Origin of the sequence: Malaciobacter halophilus (assembly GCF_002837275.1) — a bacterium.
GTDB lineage: Bacteria > Campylobacterota > Campylobacteria > Campylobacterales > Arcobacteraceae > Malaciobacter > Malaciobacter halophilus.
Genome location: NZ_NXIF01000008.1, coordinates 1 through 17,973, shown reverse-complemented (window position 1 = coordinate 17,973; position 17,973 = coordinate 1). Strand labels below are relative to the sequence as shown.

19 protein-coding genes are annotated in these 17,973 nt (G+C 26.5%); 9 read left to right on the top strand and 10 right to left on the bottom strand.

Annotation, left to right across the window (positions count from 1 at the left end):
- Position 1: 1 nt before the first annotated feature.
- Together CP960_RS02395 and CP960_RS02390 are read right to left on the bottom strand one after the other, a co-directional pair.
- Positions 2–2,080, bottom strand: a complete 2,079-nt coding sequence (locus CP960_RS02395) for a sensor histidine kinase (RefSeq protein WP_101183640.1) — start codon at positions 2,078–2,080, stop codon at positions 2–4.
- A gap of 8 nt (positions 2,081–2,088) precedes the next feature.
- Complete coding sequence (locus CP960_RS02390; protein WP_101183639.1) at positions 2,089–2,853, bottom strand: substrate-binding domain-containing protein; 765 nt, start codon at positions 2,851–2,853, stop codon at positions 2,089–2,091.
- 61 nt (positions 2,854–2,914) lie between these two features.
- On the opposite strand from CP960_RS02390, the gene CP960_RS02385 reads away from it, so the two are divergent.
- Complete coding sequence (locus CP960_RS02385) at positions 2,915–4,768, top strand: RNB domain-containing ribonuclease (RefSeq protein WP_101183638.1); 1,854 nt, start codon at positions 2,915–2,917, stop codon at positions 4,766–4,768.
- Here CP960_RS02385 and fliW read toward each other — a convergent pair.
- Complete coding sequence (gene fliW / locus CP960_RS02380; protein WP_101183637.1) at positions 4,758–5,126, bottom strand: flagellar assembly protein FliW; 369 nt, start codon at positions 5,124–5,126, stop codon at positions 4,758–4,760. The two genes, CP960_RS02385 and fliW, sit on opposite strands and share 11 nt — an antisense overlap.
- Positions 5,127–5,211: 85 nt before the next feature.
- Between fliW and holA the strand changes: the two genes are divergently transcribed.
- From holA to rpsR, 4 genes are all read left to right on the top strand, one after another.
- Positions 5,212–6,192, top strand: a complete 981-nt coding sequence (gene holA, locus CP960_RS02375) for a DNA polymerase III subunit delta (protein ID WP_101183636.1) — start codon at positions 5,212–5,214, stop codon at positions 6,190–6,192.
- Between the two features lie 75 nt (positions 6,193–6,267).
- Positions 6,268–6,621, top strand: a complete 354-nt coding sequence (rpsF, locus tag CP960_RS02370) for a 30S ribosomal protein S6 (RefSeq protein ID WP_101183635.1) — start codon at positions 6,268–6,270, stop codon at positions 6,619–6,621.
- A 20-nt stretch (positions 6,622–6,641) separates the two neighbouring features.
- A complete protein-coding gene (locus tag CP960_RS02365; protein ID WP_101183634.1) occupies positions 6,642–7,187 on the top strand; it encodes a single-stranded DNA-binding protein in 546 nt (181 codons plus the stop codon).
- A 16-nt stretch (positions 7,188–7,203) separates the two neighbouring features.
- Entirely contained in the window at positions 7,204–7,461 is a 258-nt protein-coding gene (gene rpsR, locus CP960_RS02360; protein WP_099342693.1) for a 30S ribosomal protein S18, read from the top strand.
- A 77-nt stretch (positions 7,462–7,538) separates the two neighbouring features.
- Here the strand turns inward: rpsR and cysS are convergent, their stop codons facing one another.
- On the bottom strand, positions 7,539–8,945 hold the full coding sequence (cysS, locus tag CP960_RS02355; RefSeq protein ID WP_101183633.1) for a cysteine--tRNA ligase: 1,407 nt from the start codon (positions 8,943–8,945) through the stop codon (positions 7,539–7,541).
- A complete protein-coding gene (nusA, locus tag CP960_RS02350) occupies positions 8,945–10,126 on the bottom strand; it encodes a transcription termination factor NusA (protein ID WP_101183632.1) in 1,182 nt (393 codons plus the stop codon). Before nusA ends, cysS begins: the two co-directional genes overlap by 1 nt.
- Before the next feature lie 154 nt (positions 10,127–10,280).
- Between nusA and CP960_RS02345 the strand changes: the two genes are divergently transcribed.
- The 4 genes from CP960_RS02345 to CP960_RS02330 are packed head-to-tail and all read left to right on the top strand — an operon-like array spanning position 10,281 to position 14,062.
- Complete coding sequence (locus CP960_RS02345) at positions 10,281–10,532, top strand: HP0268 family nuclease (RefSeq protein WP_101183631.1); 252 nt, start codon at positions 10,281–10,283, stop codon at positions 10,530–10,532.
- 8 nt (positions 10,533–10,540) lie between these two features.
- Positions 10,541–11,857 carry a tRNA (N6-isopentenyl adenosine(37)-C2)-methylthiotransferase MiaB gene (miaB, locus tag CP960_RS02340; RefSeq protein ID WP_101183630.1) on the top strand — a complete coding sequence of 439 codons (1,317 nt, stop codon included), beginning with the start codon at positions 10,541–10,543 and terminating at the stop codon, positions 11,855–11,857.
- A gap of 1 nt (position 11,858) precedes the next feature.
- Positions 11,859–12,485 (top strand): lysophospholipid acyltransferase family protein, encoded by a 627-nt coding sequence (locus tag CP960_RS02335; RefSeq protein WP_101183629.1) that lies wholly within the window; start codon positions 11,859–11,861, stop codon positions 12,483–12,485.
- 8 nt (positions 12,486–12,493) lie between these two features.
- Positions 12,494–14,062, top strand: coding sequence for a hypothetical protein (locus tag CP960_RS02330; RefSeq protein ID WP_101183628.1), 1,569 nt, complete (start codon positions 12,494–12,496; stop codon positions 14,060–14,062).
- A gap of 32 nt (positions 14,063–14,094) precedes the next feature.
- Here CP960_RS02330 and mqnE read toward each other — a convergent pair whose 3' ends face one another.
- Genes mqnE through CP960_RS02305 form a run of 5 tightly spaced genes read right to left on the bottom strand, consistent with a single transcriptional unit; the run spans position 14,095 to position 17,452 of the window.
- Positions 14,095–15,156 carry an aminofutalosine synthase MqnE gene (gene mqnE, locus CP960_RS02325; protein WP_101183627.1) on the bottom strand — a complete coding sequence of 354 codons (1,062 nt, stop codon included), beginning with the start codon at positions 15,154–15,156 and terminating at the stop codon, positions 14,095–14,097.
- Between the two features lie 9 nt (positions 15,157–15,165).
- Complete coding sequence (locus CP960_RS02320; protein ID WP_101183626.1) at positions 15,166–15,483, bottom strand: hypothetical protein; 318 nt, start codon at positions 15,481–15,483, stop codon at positions 15,166–15,168.
- Positions 15,473–16,129, bottom strand: coding sequence for a carbonic anhydrase (locus CP960_RS02315; protein WP_101183625.1), 657 nt, complete (start codon positions 16,127–16,129; stop codon positions 15,473–15,475). Before CP960_RS02315 ends, CP960_RS02320 begins: the two co-directional genes overlap by 11 nt.
- Positions 16,125–16,364, bottom strand: a complete 240-nt coding sequence (locus CP960_RS02310) for a hypothetical protein (protein WP_101183624.1) — start codon at positions 16,362–16,364, stop codon at positions 16,125–16,127. The genes CP960_RS02315 and CP960_RS02310 overlap by 5 nt, the downstream gene beginning before the upstream one ends.
- A complete protein-coding gene (locus CP960_RS02305) occupies positions 16,361–17,452 on the bottom strand; it encodes an aminotransferase class I/II-fold pyridoxal phosphate-dependent enzyme (RefSeq protein ID WP_191321645.1) in 1,092 nt (363 codons plus the stop codon). The genes CP960_RS02310 and CP960_RS02305 overlap by 4 nt, the downstream gene beginning before the upstream one ends.
- Positions 17,453–17,973 lie beyond the last annotated feature (521 nt).

Here is a 17,973-nt window from a genome sequence, read left to right as displayed (position 1 = left end):
TCTAAATCTTGGGTAATGAGATTATAAAACAAGCACCTTTATAATCATGCATTTCTTCTGTAATTATTCTATTTTCTACACTTAATAATCCATTCATATGTTTTTCAATAATCTCTTTACTCATATATAGTCCAATGCCAGTACCTTGGCTTTGATGTTTAGTAGTAAAATAAGGGTCAAAGATTTTTTCAATATTTGATTTTTCTATTCCACCTGCATTATCAATGATTTCAATTATATTGAAGTTTTTATTTTCAAAGATATTTATAGTAACTTTAGGATGTTTTATTTTGCTGTTTGTAATTGCATCTTTTGCATTATTTAAAATATTCAAAAATACTTGTGATAGTTCATTTGGAAAACCAAATGAGATATTCTTCTCTTCTTTAAAGTTTGTAAAAACTTGAATATTTTTATCTTTATATGAAGCGCTTGTAATGCTTAGACTATTTTTTAATATCTCTTGAATATCAAACTTTAATTTCTCTTTATCTTCTTTAAAAAAGTTTCTAAAATCTTCTATTGTTTGTGTTAAAAACTCTACATAAGATATAATAGATTCATAAGATTTTTCTATATCATCGTTTTGAGTAATCCCAAGTTGCATTTGAAGTTGCATTGAAGAAGCAGTTGATGAGATTGCTGATAGTGGTTGTCTCCATTGGTGAGCAATATTTCCTATCATCTCTCCTAATGCTGCAAATCTTGATTGTTGAATCATTCTTTTATCTTTTTGTCTATTTTTTTCAACCTCTTCTTTTATTTTCTTTTCTAGGTTTTCATTTAATTCTTGAAGCTGTTTTGTTTTTGAGTTTACAATATTTTCAAGATTATCATTTAGTTTAGTGAGTTGATTTTGTACATTTATCTCTTTTGAAATATCATTTAATGAGATTATTATTATAAACTTTTCATCATCTAAGATTTTTTTCTTTGCAGTTATTGAAAAGTAGTGTAAGCCTTTTAAGTTTTTCATAGCAACTTTATGAAGTTTTTGAGGATTATTTATAATATACTCATACCAATTTAAGCCATTATAATCAATATCTAAAATAAAATTTTCATTATTTATATCCTGAAAAAAGTCACATATACAAGCATGCTCTTTTTTGAAATCATCAAAAGAGTTATAGCCATCAAAAAATTCAACTAATGCACTATTTGCATCAATCATTTCTTCCCCATTACTTACAACAACGATATTTGGTTGACCATCTAATATCCCTCTTGTTGCACTCTCTTGTATTTTTAGTTCTTGCATCTTTTCTTCAAGTTCGATATTTAAATGAAGTAAATTTTTTGCATTTCTATTTATCTGTTTTGCAATAAAGTATGTTAAAATAAGTACAGTTAAGATAATAGTTGCAACTAATATTAGTTCTAAATTTTGATACTGTTTTTTCTCTTCTTCTATTTGGTCTTGAATTTTTTGAAGGGTTATCTCTCCTTCATATAACAATCTTCTAGTATTCTCAGTAATTCTTATAAAAAAAGCAGGTGTGGTTTTGTAATATCTTGTAATTTCTCTTGTAAGTTTAGCAAACTCTTTATGATTATTACTTCTTCTGTATTCACTAGTTTTATCTAAAAGTATTTTTAATTTGTCAGTCATTTTTAGAAGTTGAACTAACTTAGGTCTTAAATCAATTGCTTCTAAAGAGACTATATCTTTATTTTGTTTTATATATTTTATCGTTCTTTTTGTTTTATGGTGACCTACAATATTCAGTCTAATAACTCTATTTAGTTCTCCCCCATTTTCTAATACATCTAAAGCATTTTTTATTGTTGCAACTCTTTGTTCTAATCTTTTAGAGATTAAATCTCTTCCTTTTTTATTTGTAGCTGTTGTTGCTAATTCATAAAAATCTGAACGAATTTTATATAAGTCATTTACTATATACTCTCCAATTTGAATTTTAGCTTCTTGATTTTTTGTTTTGTTATCTAATTTATCCAATAGATTTAAGAAAAAAAGATGAAGTGTAATAAGTGAAATAATTCCTACTAAAAATAGGCTAACTAATAATATTAATTTTGAGAGTGTATTTTTTTGATTTAACATTGATAGTTTTAACAAAATTTATCCTAATCTAAAAATCCATATTTTTTCATAATCTTTTTACCCTCTTTACTCTTTGCAAATTGCATAAATGCTTTTGCAATCTTTTTATTTTCAGAAAAACTAAGAAGATTGATAAGCAATCTTTTTTTAGGAGCATACTTTTCATCAATATTTACAATATCTATATGTTTAGAGTTTTCTGGCCAAAAAGCAGTAGCCTTCCAGTTTATAGAGATATTGGCTCTTTTATCAATAATTGACCTATTTAAATTTCTAGAGTCTGTTCCAATCTCAACTGTATTGTCATAAGCATTATTGTAAAACTGTTCACCTTTATACCTTAGAAATATTTTTCTTGTCATTCTTCCTATACTTCCTGATTTTGGATCACACAGTACTGAAGCATAATTTGGATTTGTAAAAGCTTCTAAATTTTCTATTTTTAGTGGATTAGTTTTTTCTACAAAGATTGCTGCTTGATTATATCCTATATAAACTGCATCAAGTAAATATCCATCTTTTAAGTTCTTTTTTCTATAAGAGTCACTTCCTGGCAAATATAAATCACCCTTTTTTGAGTATTTTAAAGCTTCGTATAAATCTTTTGAGCCACCTTGTGAGATTTTAATTTTACAATTGTATTTATCTTCAATGATTTTTGCCATCTCTTTTATTGGTTTAACCATAGTAATTCCACAATAAAATATTAAAGTTGGTTTACTCTTTGCAAATGCAGTAAAGTTGAATATAGAGATTAAAAGTGTTAGTAAATAGAATTTTTTTAACATTACAATAAGCCTTAAAAGGATTTTAGATAATATTCTATCATAACATAACTAAGGAACTATTTTGTATAAAGAACTGTTTAAAAAGATAATTAATTCTAATGATTATTTTAGTAAAGAAGAACAAAAAATTATAGATAAACTTATTAAAGAGTCTATCTTATTTAAAAAAGATGATAAGTTTGAGATAAATTCTAAATTTAAAATAGGAAAGTTATCTTTTGAAAAAAACTACGCTTTATTAGAAGATATAAGCAATGAACATAAAAATATTAAATTAGATTTTGATTATTTAAATGGTGCATATGATGGTGATTATGTAGTTGCAAAAAGAGTTTTTAATCCAAGAAGTAAAATAAAAGCAAAAGTTATAGAAGTATTTTCTTCAAAAGCAAAAGAGCTTTTAGTTTATGTACAAAATAGTAAGTTTTTAACAGTTAAAGAAAATATTGAATTAGATTTTAAAGTAAAACAAAAGTATGAAGATGGACAAATACTTTTAATTAATAGTAAAAGTTTTGAATTAATAAAAGATATAGGAAATATAAATAATCCAAAAGTTGATGAGTTTATCTCTTTGTATTTATATAAAGAGTTAATTAGATTAGAAAAAGAGATACAAATAGATGCCAAAATGGATGATACTAATAAAAGAGTTGATTTAACTTCTTTAAATTTTTGTACAATAGACCCAGCAAGTGCAAAAGACCATGATGACGCAATATATTATGATGAAAAAAATCAAATACTTTATGTTGCAATTGCAGATGTTTCTTATTTTGTAAAAGAGAATTCAGCTTTAGATAAACAAGCATATTTGAAATCTACATCTGTTTATCTTCCTTCAAAAGTTTTACCTATGCTTCCTAAAAAATTAAGTGAGGATATGTGTTCTTTAAGGCAAGATGAAAAAAGATATGCGTATGTTTTTGAAATACATTTAGATGCAAATAACTTAGAAATTAAAGAATCAAAATTATATGAAGCAATAATTGAATCTAAAAGAAAATTTTCATATGGACGAATTGATAGGGTTTTAGAAGGAAAATTAGATAAATATACAAGTTTAGAAAAAGAGATATTTGATTCACTTGTAAAACTTTATGAGCTTACAAAATCATTTAGAAGTAAAAGATTGCAAAAAGGTTATGAGTTTAGGTCAACAGAATTAAGACTGAAATTAAATCATAATAGTGAACTTGAATCAATAGAACAAGAGTATTCAACTGCTTCTCATCAATTAGTAGAAGAGTGTATGCTTTTTGCAAATATAGAAGCAAGTAAAAAAGTTAATAGTGTTGGTATTTATAGAATACATGAAGAACCACCTTTTAAAGCAATAACAAAGCTTGTTGATGATGTAAATATGCTTGGGGTAAAAGTAAAGTTACAATCAACTGTTCATGAAACAATAACTCATATACAAGAAAAAGCTAAAAAAACTACTTTATCAAAAGAGATTGATGAGTTAATAATACATTCTCAAACACAAGCAAAATATTCATCTAAAAATCTAGGTCACTTTGGTTTAGGTTTTGATTCATATTCTCACTTTACAAGTCCAATTAGAAGATATTCAGATTTAGTTTTACATAGAATGTTAAAAACAAAAAATACTCCAAATAATATAGATGATATTTGTGATTATATCTCTATTCAAGAAAGAAAAGTTGACCAATTAGTTTGGGATTTTGAAGATAGAAAATATGCAAGATTTGCAAAAAAACATATTGGTTCAGAGTTTAAAGCTTATATAACAGATAGTGAAAGAGGTTTAGCTAAAGTATATGATAAAATGGCTGGTATGAAAGTAGTTTTAGATAATTATAAAGGTCAAGTTATTTACTCAAAACTAAAAGTTGTAATTAAATCAGCTGATTTAATTACAAAAACTATTATTGCTTCAATTAAGTATTAAGTTCAGCCATTGTTGTAAAAAGACAATTTGAGTCTTTTATTACATACTGACCTAATAGTTTTTTATCTTCGTTTACAACTATTGGGGCAGTTAAATTAACAACAGAGTTTGATATAGGATTATTTATTACAATTGAGAAGTAAAATGATATTTTAGTATCTTCATCAATACTCATTTTTTTTAAGAAATCTTCATTTATATCAATATCAAAACTTTTTATTGAATTAGATGAAAGTAAGTGCATATTAGTGCCATCTTCTGAATCAATTTCTAAAATAGAGAAGTCATTATCTAATTTTTTTATATTCATATTTTTGATTTTATCAAAACCTAAAATAGGAACTTTTACATCATACAAGATAGGTGCCTTTTAATTTAATTGTTTTTGTGTAAAACTTATTGATTTTATTAAAAAATAACTTAATCTTAGATATTATATCTTTATGTATAAAAATGAATTTGATAACTTATTAAAACAGAATAAAAAGTTTGATGCATATATGTTTTATGGGCAATCTACTTTTCTTATTGACTATTATAGCAATTTAGTAGCAAATAGTATTGCTTCAAAAGATGAGATTCAAAGATTTTACTTTGATGATTATGATTTTAAATATATTAAAGACCAGCTTTTACAATCGTCACTTTTTTCTTCAAACAATTTAATAATTATCAAAACAGAGAAAAAGATACAAAAAAAAGATATTACTGAATTAATAAATGCTTGTAATATAAATCCAGACTCAACAATTATTTTTGCTTGTTTAGGAGATAGTGAGTTTAAAACTATGAGTAGCTCTTTTAGCGCTAAAACAAACTCTGTTAGTGTAAGAATGTTCGCTCCTTATGCAAATGAAGCTTTAAAACTTTTAGAAAAAGAAGCAAGAAGTATGAATCTTGAGTTTGAAATGTCAGCTTTAAATCATCTATATTTTATGCATAGACATGACCTAAGTTTATGTATAAATGATTTAAAAAAGGTGTCAGTTTTAAATAAAAAAGTAACAACAAATCTTATAAATTCACACTGCTTTGGAATAGGAAATATCTCTTTTGAAGAGTTTTTAAATGATTTAATAGTAGGAAATGACATCTCTGAAGAGTTATCAATCTTACTTGAAGAGGGTATGAATGAGATATATTTACTAAATCAAATTACTTCTTTTGTACAGCAATTATTTATGATAAGTGCATATACAAGAGCATTTGGAACACCAAATGCTAAAGAAATCTTAGGATTTATACCTCCTAAAAATATTTGGGAAAAAAAGAGTAAGCTTGCAATTTCTATAAAACCTGAAACTTTTCAAGAAATGTTTGAGTTTCTTTTAGATTTAGAACTACAACTTAAATCTACAAAAATTAATAAAGAAAACCTATTTTTACAAGCAAGTCTAAGAAAATTTACAGTTATGTTTAGATAAAATCACGAACTTTACAAAAAAATCCTTGCTGATATTTATGTAAAGATACCGGCATAAACTATAAGGAGAAACTAAATGTCAAAATTAAAGCATTATGAAACAATGTTTATTTTAAAACCAACTCTTACTGAAGAAGAGACTGTAGCTGAAATCGAAAAAGTAAAAGCTAACATCGAAAAAAACGGTGGAGAAATCGTATCTTGTGATGATATGGGAACTAAACAATTAGCTTATGAAATTGAGAAAAATAAAAGAGGTTACTATTTCGTAATTTACTTTAAATCACCTGCAAATGCTATTTTGGAGTTAGAAAGAACTTACAGAATCAATGAGCAAATCTTAAGATTTATTTTTATTAAATATGAAAACAAAAAAGAGATTGCAGCTTGGACAAAAATGAGTGACGAGGCAGCTAAAAAAGCTAACTAATAACACATAAGGACCTTCAAATGTATAATAAAATAGTAATGGTAGGAAATCTTACAAGAGATATTGAACTTAGATATTTACCAAGTGGTGCAGCAATAGCTAAATCTGCAATTGCAACGAGTTACAAGTATAAAACATCAACTGGTGAGCAAAAAGATGAAGTTTGCTTTTTAGACTTTAATATCTTTGGAAGATCAGCTGAAGTTGCTAATCAATATTTAAGAAAAGGTTCAAAAGTACTATTAGAAGGAAGACTTGTATTAGAGCAGTGGACTGCACAAGATGGGACTAATAGAAGTAAACACTCTTTAAGAGTTGATACTATGAAAATGTTAGACTCAAAAAGTGATAGTCAGCAACAACAAGGTGGAATGGATAATAGTTATAATAACTATAACAATGCAAATGCAGGATATTCACAACCACAACAAAATCAATACAACTCTGCACCTCAAAACGATTATGGACAAAAGAATAATTATGGTGGTATGAACTCGGCACAAAATAGTGCTCCTGAGCATAAAATACCTGAAATTGATATTGATGAAGATGAAATACCTTTCTAGAAAACAAGGATAAAAAATGGCAGAAAAAAGAAAATACGGAAAAAAATATTGTAAATATACAGAGATGAAAATTGATTTCATCGATTATAAAAATACTGACTTATTAAAGTTATCAATGAGTGAAAGAGGTAAAATTATGCCTAGAAGACTTACAGGTAACTCAAAAAATGCTCAAGAGATGGTAGAAAAAGCTATTAAAAGAGCTAGACATATGGCATTAGTTCCATATATTGTTGATACTAAAAATGTTACAGACCCTGCACACATTAAATAGTATATAATAAGTAGTAAAGTAATAAAAAAGGGAAGAAGTTTAACTTCTTCCCTTTTTTTATGAAAAATATTTATATATTACAATTTTTCCCAAACAACACCATTTGGTGTATCCATTATTGATATACTCATATTTGTTAACTCTTCTCTAATTTTATCAGCTGTTTCAAAATCTTTATTTTTCTTAGCCTCATCTCTTTTATAAATTAGTTGTTCTATATTTTCTATTTGTTCTTTTGATATTCCAAATTGAAAATATTTAAAAGCATCACTTGCTGCAACACCTAAAGTATCATTTATAAACTCAAAGTTTGCAACAAGCTCTTTTTTAAATGATTTATTTTTAGGCTCTTTATCTAATGTGTCATTTGCTTTTGAAATCATTTCATCTACAATTGAGATTGCTTTTGATGTGTTTAAATCGTCATTTAAAGCTTCTAATATAGAGTGTTTAAACTCTTTATTTACAGTAGATGCACCAAGACCATATACTCTTTTTTTAACTCTATATATTTTGTCTAATCTTTTTTTACTTGAGATTAAATCCTCTTCATTAAAGTTAAAATCAGCTCTATAATGTGCACTTAATAAATAGTATCTAACTACTTCACCAAAATATGAGTTTAATATATCTTTTAAGAAAAATGAGTTTCCTAAAGATTTACTCATTTTCTCTCCATCAATATTTACAAAACCATTATGTAACCAATATTTTGCTAAATGTTGTTTTGATGAACATCTAGTTTGTGCAGCTTCGTTTTCATGATGAGGAAAAAGTAAATCTGCTCCCCCTCCATGAATATCAATAGCAAACTCTGAATTTTTATAAGCTAAGTGCTTATTAATCATAGCAGAACACTCAATATGCCAACCTGGTCTTCCTCTTCCAAAAGGAGCCTCATATGCTACTTCTTTTTCATCTTTTGGAAATTTCCATAAAGCAAAATCTTTTGAGTTTCTTTTTTCACTATTTGTTTCTACTCTTGCTTGTGAGTTCTCATCACTTGCTCTATGACTAATATTTCCATAATCTTTATCTTTTGAAGTATCAAAATAAATACCATTACTAATAGTATATGCTATATCTTTTTGTTTTAAATCTTCAATCATTTCAATCATAACATCAAGGTTTTGAGTAGCTTTTGGTTCTAATGTATTATCTAAGATATTTAATTTTCGCATATCACTTTTATATGAGTTTATGTAGTAGTTTGTTACTTCTTCTAAAGATTGATTAGTTTCGTTCATCTTTTTGATAATTTTATCATCAATATCTGTAAAGTTTTTTGTCATAGTTACATTATAGTTGTTCGCTTTTAAAACCCTATGTAACAAATCAAATGCAATTGCACTTCGTGCATGACCCAAATGTGCATCATCGTACACAGTTGGACCACAAACATAAACTTTTACATCATTTTTAGAAATTGGTTCAAAAAGAGTTTTTTCTTTTTTTACAGAGTCAAATAGATGTAGCTTTTTCATTATTTAAACAGTGCCTCTAAATCAGCTGTATCAGTTGATTTCTCATTTGAACCAGAATCATCAGGTGAACCAAAGCTTGAAAGTGTGTTTTTAGATTCAATCTCTTTTAGTTCAATATCAGTTTTAGTAAGCATAGAAGCAAGTCTAATATTTAATCCTGATTTTCCAATGGCTTTAGATTTTTGGTCACTTGGTATTGTAACAACAGCTTTATCATTTCTTCCTGGAATTGAAGTTTTATCTATTACTACACTTGAAATAATAGCAGGTGATAATGCTCTTGATAAGAACATTTCAGGTACTGTTGAATATTCAACACAATCAATGCTTTCACCATTTAATTCTTTACTAACAGCACTAATTCTTACACCTTTTACTCCAACAACTGAACCAATTGGGTCAATATTTGGCTCAATAGTAGAAAGTGCAATTTTTGCTCTACTTCCTGGAATTCTAGCACTTGCTTCAATTGTAATTCTTTCATCTTTTATTTCTGGCACTTCAAGTTTTAGTAAAGCTTCCAAAAATTTTGGAGATGTTCTTGAAATTTCAATAATTAATCCTAAAGATTTATCAATTTTAACAGCTTTTACTACTGCTTTTAAATTGTCTCCAATTTTAAAGAATTCACCTTTAATCCTATTTTTTCTTGGTAAAATTGCTTTAACTTCACCAATCTCAATAAAAGTATTTTCAGCTCTATCTATTCTAGTTACAGAACCATTTACAATTTTTCCTATTTTATTTTTATATTTACTAACAAGATTCTCTTCAATATATCTTTGTACTCTATATTCAAAGTTATTATGAAGAATTGTTGCAGCATTTCTTCCCATATTTTCAAACTCAAGATCATAGTCAACTGAGTCCCCAATCTCTAAGTCAGGGTCAATCTCTTTTGCTTCATCTATACAAATGAAGTTTTCAGGATTAATTAAGTTATTGTATTCATCTAAAGAGTTACCAAGTAATCTTTCATCATCATTTTCAACAACTTCTAACTTTTGAAAAAGCTCAAGTTTTTTATTTTCTCTATCTATTTGTGCATCAAAATTAAGAGATGGGTCAACCATCTTTTGAGCAGTTTTTATCAATGCCTCTTTTAATGCCTGCTCTACATCTTCAACTTTTAGACCTTTTTCATAGGCAATTGAGTCTAAAATATCAATAATTTTATCCATTAAAACCCTTTGTTTGTTGACATTGAAATGAATGTTTTTGATTTTCAATGTTATTGTTAGACTGATATTATATCTAAAACTTCTTTTATACAAATTAAAGCCATTTTAAGCTAAAATATATAGCTAATTTAAAAGATAAAAAAGGTTTAGTTATATGGAATTATTATTTGCAAGAAATGAGTTAAATGAAAAACCAAAAAAAGTGCAATTAGATAAAATAAAAGATGAGTTATCAAAAGCTGGTGAAAAAATTTTTTATTTCGATAGAGACAATTCACATAAAGATATGATGGCTTTAGTTGATGCCTTAGAAGAAGAAGGATTTAATGTATACTTTAGAGAAGTGAAGTATGGATTAGCTGATGATGAGTATATGTATGAGGTACATGCACTTTTAATTAAGTAGGCAAATAAATGAGTAAAGAAGAGTCAAAAAAGTTATTTATACAAACATTAGGCTGTCAGATGAATGATACTGACAGTCAACATATAGCTGCAGAATTAAAAAAATATAAAGATTATGATAAAACAGAAAATATTGAAGATGCAGATTTAATTATTATTAACACATGTTCAGTAAGAGAAAAACCAGTACAAAAACTATTTTCTGAAATTGGACAATTTAATATAAAGAAAAAAGATGGTGCAAAAATTGGTGTATGTGGATGTACAGCAAGTCATTTAGGAAATGATATTATAAAAAGAGCACCATATGTAGATTTTGTTGTTGGAGCTAGAAATATCTCAAAAATTAAAGATGTTGTAGATATTAAAGGTGCAGTAGAAATATCAATTGACAATGACGAATCTACGTATGAGTTTGCTCCTGCAAAAACAAATAAGTATAGAGCTAGTGTAAATATCTCTATTGGTTGTGATAAAAAGTGTACTTACTGTATCGTACCAAATACAAGAGGTGAAGAGATTTCTATTCCTCCTGAAATGATTGTAGAGCAAGTAAAAAAAGCAGTTGATGATGGTGCTGTTGAAGTTATGCTTTTAGGACAAAATGTAAACTCTTATGGTAGAAGATTCTCTGATGGTAGAGCAAAATATAGCTTTACAAAACTTTTACAAGATGTATCTAAAATAGAAAATTTACAAAGAATTAGATTTACTTCTCCACACCCATTACATATGGATGATGAGTTTATTGAAGAGTTTGCTAAAAATCCAAAAATTTCTAAATGTATTCATATGCCATTACAAAGTGGTTCTACTGAAATTTTAAGAGCAATGAAAAGAGGGTACACAAAAGAGTGGTTTTTAAATAGAGCTAAAAAATTAAGAGATTTAGTACCAAATTTAAGAATTACTACAGATATTATTGTAGCTTTTCCTGGAGAAACACAAAAAGATTTTGAAGATACATTAGATGTGGTTAATCAAGTTAAATTTGACCAGATTTTTAACTTTAAATACTCTCCAAGACCTGAAACAGAAGCTTTAAAACTAGAACATTTAGAGATTGAAGATAAAATAGGTAGTGCAAGACTTACTGAATTAATTGAGCTTCATAAAAGATATTTAGAAGATCATATGCCAAAACTAATTGGAACTACTGTTACTATTTTAGTGGAGTCTTTAAAACCTAATTCAGAAATATCTGGATATACAGATAATTATTTACAAGTATTTGCAAAAGGTAGTGATGAACTTCTTGGAAAATTTGTTGATGTTAAAGTTACAGATGTTACAAGAACAGCACTAAAAGGTGAAATAGTAAAATAGTATGAAAAAGAGAATTAAAACTTTTATCTCAATAAAAGTTGTGCCTTTTATAATGCAATTAATCGTTAGATTTATTTATCTTACTAGTAAAAAAGTTTTTCACCATGCGAATATAGATTCAAATGAGCCAATTATAGTGGCTTTTTGGCATGGTGAATTATTGATGCAACCTTTTAATTATCAAAAATTAAGGCCAAACACACTTGTAAAAGCTATGATAAGTCAGCATAAAGATGGAGAAGCAATAACTAGAACGGTGGAATATTTAGGTATTGGTTCTATTAGAGGTTCTTCTTCAAAAGGTGGTGCTAAAGCATTAATTAGTACAATTAAAGAGTTAAAAGCAAAAAATGACATTGCTATTACGCCTGATGGTCCTAGAGGACCAAGATTTAGTGTAGCTGATGGAATTGTTGCTATTGCAAAAAAAAGTGGTTGTAAGATTGCTATTTTTAATTGTAAGCCAAGTAAATATTGGCAAATGAAATCATGGGATAAATTTGTTGTTCCAAAGCCTTTTGGAACTTTAGAGTTCTTTATTCAAGAGCCATTAGATATTTCAAATTTAGAAATAGATGAAGCTAAGACATTGATAAAAGAGAAAATGCTAATTAATGCAATAGTGTAGGAATAGTAATGTTTAATAAACAATCTTTATATATAAATGCTATTAAAAACAATAACTCTTTAAAACTAAACTTTAAGAAGTTAGAAAAAGCAGAAATTATAGACTCAAGTCAATCAGTGTTTTTATCTAAAGATGAGATTTTACCAAGAGATGCAGTACATAAAATAAATGCACTACAAGATGAAATTGATAATACATATATTTCAGCACTATTATTAAGTGATGATACAAAACTTGTTAAAAGAAATTTATCAAAAAGATTAAAAGAGTATGCTACAACAAACTTAAATAATGAGTATGATGTTGCAGTATTAAAAAATAAGCTTTTTGAAACAAGACACTATTTTGAAAGTACTGGAATAGATTATGTGTACTCAATTTTTCATGTATTAAACCTTTTTATTGAAAAAAATCCTTATACAAACTCTTTAATAGCACTATTTTTTAATAATAAAGCATATATTGTAATCTTAAATAAAAAAGGTGATATTGTTTTTGCAAAAGTAATCGAGTTTACTTCTTTTGAAACAGTTAAAAGTAGTAGATTTTATGAAAGTGATGTAATTGGGCAAAAACTATTTGATGAGATTCACTTTTTTGAGGTTATGGATTCTATAAATAGTATTATTAATGAGTTTTATGAAAATACAAATGATATTTTTATTGAACAAATTAGACTACTTTATACTGTAAAACAGTTTGAAGAGGAGCAAATAACTCAAATAAAAGATGAGTTAATGCTTGATGTTTTTTATCATCCTATATCTATTGATGAGGAACTTTTTGAGCTAGTAAAAGATAGACATCAGCACAAGAGTTTTATTGTTCCACGAAAAAAACCAAGTAAAAATAGTTCAAAAATTTTATTAACTATATTATCAATTATAATTGTAGGATTAGTTGCATATTTAACTATTCCTTTAAATGATTTGTTAAATGAAAATAGAAAAAAACTTGAAGAGAAAACTGTTCAAGTAAAGAAAAAATTTAAATTGCCTAATCATATAGAAAAGAATCTTATTGCAAAAAAAAGAGTTAGTGATATTTTTGAATTAATTCCTTTTGATGTGGTTTTAAAAGATTTAGAGATTAGAAAAGATGGTTCAACAATTCATGCTAATTTATTAAGTGATGATACATATATAAAAACATTACAGCCTCAACTTTTAAAACTTTATGAAAAATCTACAGTAGAGTTTATAGATAATAAAGATATTGTATATGAAGCTTTAATTGAAAATAGTAATACTAAACCTTTTAAAACAACTGCTATGAAAATATATGAAGAGACATATATCACAGATGAGTTTATTCCAATTATAAGAGTAACAGAGCAGTTAAAAACACTATTTCCTAAGAATGCAAGGGTAAACTTTAAGTCAAGTTTTAAATCAGATGTTGTTACTTTTAACTATTTAGTAAATATGACTGTTACTAGTCCTATGGCATTTTTTGATATTGTTGATATTTTAAATAATGAGTTATATTCAATTCATATCTCTTATCCAATAAGTTTTGTTAAAACTGCAGGAGGAATAGAAATGCAGTTTATCTTACAGTTTCATCAACCAAAATAGATAAAAAGTAAATCAAGGCTATTGCCTTTGATTTACCAAACTTTTAATTCATTATAAACTGAATCTCTTTCAACAGGAGTAAAACCAGAGTTTTTAATTAAATCAACAAACTGTTGTACTTGTACACCATGGGCACTTTGTGCTCCTGCTGCACTTTGAATAGACTCTTTTTCAATTGTTCCATCTAAGTCATTTGCTCCAAACTCTTGAGCTATTAAAGCTAATTTTACTGTTGATGTTGCCCAATATGCTTTAATATTTGGAATATTATCAAGTAAAATTCTTGCAATAGCATAAGTTTTTAATATCTCTTGACCTGTTATTGCTTCTTTTACTTTTAAATAGTTATTTTTTGTTTGAAATACTAAGGGAATAAAGGCATTAAAGCCTCCTGTTTCATCTTGTAAATCTCTTAGTCTTAGCATATGGTCAACTCTGTGTTCTCTTGTTTCTATGTGACCAAATAGCATTGTTGCATTACTATGTTTTCCATTTTTGTGCCAAAGTTTATGAATATCAAGCCATTGTTGGGAAGTAACTTTTCCTCCACAAACTCTTTTTCTTACTTTCTCATCAAAAATTTCAGCCCCACCTCCTGGCATTGAATCAACACCATGTTCAAGCATTTTATTTATAATATCTTCATAACTTAAGTTATATTGTGTTGCTAAGAAATGAATTTCTGCTGCTGTTAAAGCTTTTACATGAATTGATGGAAATTTTTGTTTTATTTTTTTAAAAACATCTAAATACCATTGTAAACCAGTATCTGGGTTATGAGCTGATACTATATGTACCTCTTTTATACCATTTTTAGATGAGTTTTCAACTACATCTAATATCTCTTCATGACTCATTGTATATGGGTTTGGATTTTTTCTACTTGCACTATAAGCACAGAATTGACAAACATCTTTACAAATATTTGTTGGGTTTATATGTCTATTTATATTAAAATATGTTTTTTTACCGTGTTTATCTTCTCTAATTCTATTCGCATAATATGCAAGTTCAAAAAAATCTAAGTCATAAAGTTTAATTGCATCTTCGTAATTTAATCTCTCGTTATTTTCTAATTTTTTTAATATATCCATTTATTCCTACTATTTACAATCAAAATCTTCATAGTACTGGTCTGAACTATCTTTATGTAAAAAACCAATACACTCTTGATTTGTTTTATCATTATTAAAAAGAACTTTATATACAGTCCCTTTTTTTCTAGTCTCCTTGTTTTCAACACTTAATTTATTTATAACTGTTACATTGCTAATTTGTTTATAGCCAAGAGAGTTTAAAATCCCTGTGATTTTTAACTCTTTTAAGTAAGTTAATAATAAAAAGCATATGATAGCAAGTAGAGCTAAAACTACGATTATTATTTTACTTTTTTTAGGTAGTTTTCTTACATCATTTTGCATTTACACACTCTTCTAAACTTTTAAATCTTTCTGCTTCTTGATCATAACAATCAATTGAACCATCTTCTAGTTTATAATACCATCCATGTATTTGTAAACTTCCATTTTCTATTCTTCTTTTTACATCAGGATAAGTTAATAAGTTCTTTAATTGATATGTTACAGATATTTTTTCAGTAAGTCTATATAACTCTTCTTTGTTATTTGGATCTTTTACTAAGCTTAATGTTTTCTCTTTTGCTTTTGCACCAAGTTCAAGCCATTTTTTAACATGAATAACTTTTTGTTTTTCTAAAGGAATTTCTGTATATAAACTTTGACAAGCACCACAATGTGAATGTCCACAAACAATAATATGCTTAACTTCAAGTACAGATACTGCATACTCAATTGCAGCTGCACTACCATGATAATCTTCATCACATTTAAATGGAGGAACAAAGTTTCCAACATTTCTTAAAATAAACATATCACCTGGATTTACATCTAGCATTATATCAGGAGTAACTCTGCTATCTGAACACCCTATAAACAAAACTTCAGGTTTTTGTCCCTCTTTTACAAGTTTTTCTACACTCTTTTTTAATTGAGGGAATTTTTTTTCTCTAAACCTTTTATTACCTTTAATTAATTCTTTCATGTTAATCTCTCTTATTTAATATGATTTTGCTCTCTTGTTTAGTTAAAACAGTAATCTTTTTAATATTATCTTCATCATCTCTTCTTGATTGTTTTGTTTGAACTATATAATCAAGTTTGTGACAAGAAACTAATGTTGTGTAATTTGAAAGTTTTATAACTTCACATTTTTTTGGCTGTAAAGTATTATCATTGGAGTATGCAAAAAGTGTGAAAAAACACAATAAAACTATTTTCTTCATCTATTCTCCTTTAAAAAGTTACATACAAGTTTTAAATCTTGTTTACTTATATCAATTTTTGCAATTAATCTTATAATTGCACTTGTTACTGTTGGTTGACGAATTGCTCCTACTAAATATCCTTGCTTTTTAAGCTCTTGCTGAATTGCTAAAACTTTTTTATTATCTGCAATATCAATAGGGATAATTAAACTATTTGATTGAATACCTAAAATATCTTTTACTATATCAAGTTTTTCTTTTATTGAAGATTTTAAACTTAGTTTATTGCTTAAAATATATTTTAAAGATTGTAAAGCTAAGGATATATCAAAAAGAGAAGGAGCTGTTGTATATATGATTGCCTTTGCTCTGTTTTGTAGATAACTAATAATATGAGAACTACTTAAAATATATGCTCCATAACTTCCATAAGCTTTTCCAAGCGTTCCCATTTTTATATGATTGTTTTTTGGTTTAATTTTATAATAATCAAAAACTCCTAATAAATTCTCTCCAATTACACCGCTTGAATGAGCTTCATCAACAATTAATAAAGCTTCTTTTTCATCTGCAAAATCAAAAATTTCTTTAGAAGCTATATCTCCTTGCATTGAGTAAATTCCTTCAATTGCTATGATATTTCTATTAGTTGAAAACTGATTAAATTTATTTTTTAAATCTTCTATATCGTTGTGTTTAAAAGTAATTATTTGATTTTTATCTAAAAGTTTAGTAGCCAAAATCCCACTTGCATGGTATTGCTCATCAATAAAAAGTCTATCTTTTTTTCTAACTAAGGCTTCAATAAGTGAGATATTTGCTAAAAATCCAGAACCAACAGTTATTGCATCTTCAAATCCATTTGCTTTGCAAAGTAGAGTCTCAAACTCTTTGTGTATTTTATTGTAACCATTTACAAGTTGTGAAGCTTTAGGGCCTGTGTAGTTCTCTTCTAAAACTCTTTTGTAAGCATTTTCAAAAAGTTGTTTATTTGTAGTTAAACCTAAATAATCATTAGAGGCTAAATCAATTAGGTTTTCATCAAAAATCTCTCTTGTCCTAAAACGATTAGATTTTTTTATAGAATTCAGTTCTTTAGAATACAAAATATCTCCTAAAAATTTTAATATTATATATAAAAATTTATAAAATCCACTTAAATATTTTTAACTGCTACTATGTTGCTACTGTATAAAGTTATAATATTTTTGTACTAATTTTAGTACTCCTCCTCATATAAAAGTAGCTAGTTTTCTAGCTACTTTTATCTCTTTATTAAAATATCAAACATCAATATAAAAAAACTGCTTAAGAAAAATAGGCAAATAACTGTAAAAAAGCCATTATAAAGTGTCAAATATAATATCTAAATAATATTTGAATAAATAAAAGAAGTCAAAAAAATGATTTTTCAATAAATGAAAAATTAAAAAAGAAAAAGTGTAAAAAATTTAGCAAGTATTGAGTTTGTAAGTATTTGTAGTAAATTTAAAAATAATATAGTCAATATTCATTTTTACAAAATTCTAATTTAATGAGTGAAAAATGTATTTATAATAAAAAATCGTTTGATAAATTATAGTTGATTTAAAATAATACTTTTATAATACTATAAAATGATATAGTT

What these genes read in the sequence shown, in the direction of transcription:
- cysS (WP_101183633.1), bottom strand. Translation starts at nt 8,945, where the DNA reads ATGAAAAAGCTACATCTATTTGACTCTGTAAAAAAAGAAAAAACTCTT.
- holA (WP_101183636.1), top strand. Translation starts at nt 5,212, where the DNA reads ATGTATAAAAATGAATTTGATAACTTATTAAAACAGAATAAAAAGTTT.
- mqnE (WP_101183627.1), bottom strand. Translation starts at nt 15,156, where the DNA reads ATGGATATATTAAAAAAATTAGAAAATAACGAGAGATTAAATTACGAA.
- CP960_RS02310 (WP_101183624.1), bottom strand. Translation starts at nt 16,364, where the DNA reads ATGAAGAAAATAGTTTTATTGTGTTTTTTCACACTTTTTGCATACTCC.
- CP960_RS02345 (WP_101183631.1), top strand. Translation starts at nt 10,281, where the DNA reads ATGGAATTATTATTTGCAAGAAATGAGTTAAATGAAAAACCAAAAAAA.
- rpsF (WP_101183635.1), top strand. Translation starts at nt 6,268, where the DNA reads ATGTCAAAATTAAAGCATTATGAAACAATGTTTATTTTAAAACCAACT.
- CP960_RS02390 (WP_101183639.1), bottom strand. Translation starts at nt 2,853, where the DNA reads ATGTTAAAAAAATTCTATTTACTAACACTTTTAATCTCTATATTCAAC.
- CP960_RS02330 (WP_101183628.1), top strand. Translation starts at nt 12,494, where the DNA reads ATGTTTAATAAACAATCTTTATATATAAATGCTATTAAAAACAATAAC.
- CP960_RS02335 (WP_101183629.1), top strand. Translation starts at nt 11,859, where the DNA reads ATGAAAAAGAGAATTAAAACTTTTATCTCAATAAAAGTTGTGCCTTTT.
- miaB (WP_101183630.1), top strand. Translation starts at nt 10,541, where the DNA reads ATGAGTAAAGAAGAGTCAAAAAAGTTATTTATACAAACATTAGGCTGT.
- nusA (WP_101183632.1), bottom strand. Translation starts at nt 10,126, where the DNA reads ATGGATAAAATTATTGATATTTTAGACTCAATTGCCTATGAAAAAGGT.
- CP960_RS02320 (WP_101183626.1), bottom strand. Translation starts at nt 15,483, where the DNA reads ATGCAAAATGATGTAAGAAAACTACCTAAAAAAAGTAAAATAATAATC.
- CP960_RS02365 (WP_101183634.1), top strand. Translation starts at nt 6,642, where the DNA reads ATGTATAATAAAATAGTAATGGTAGGAAATCTTACAAGAGATATTGAA.
- rpsR (WP_099342693.1), top strand. Translation starts at nt 7,204, where the DNA reads ATGGCAGAAAAAAGAAAATACGGAAAAAAATATTGTAAATATACAGAG.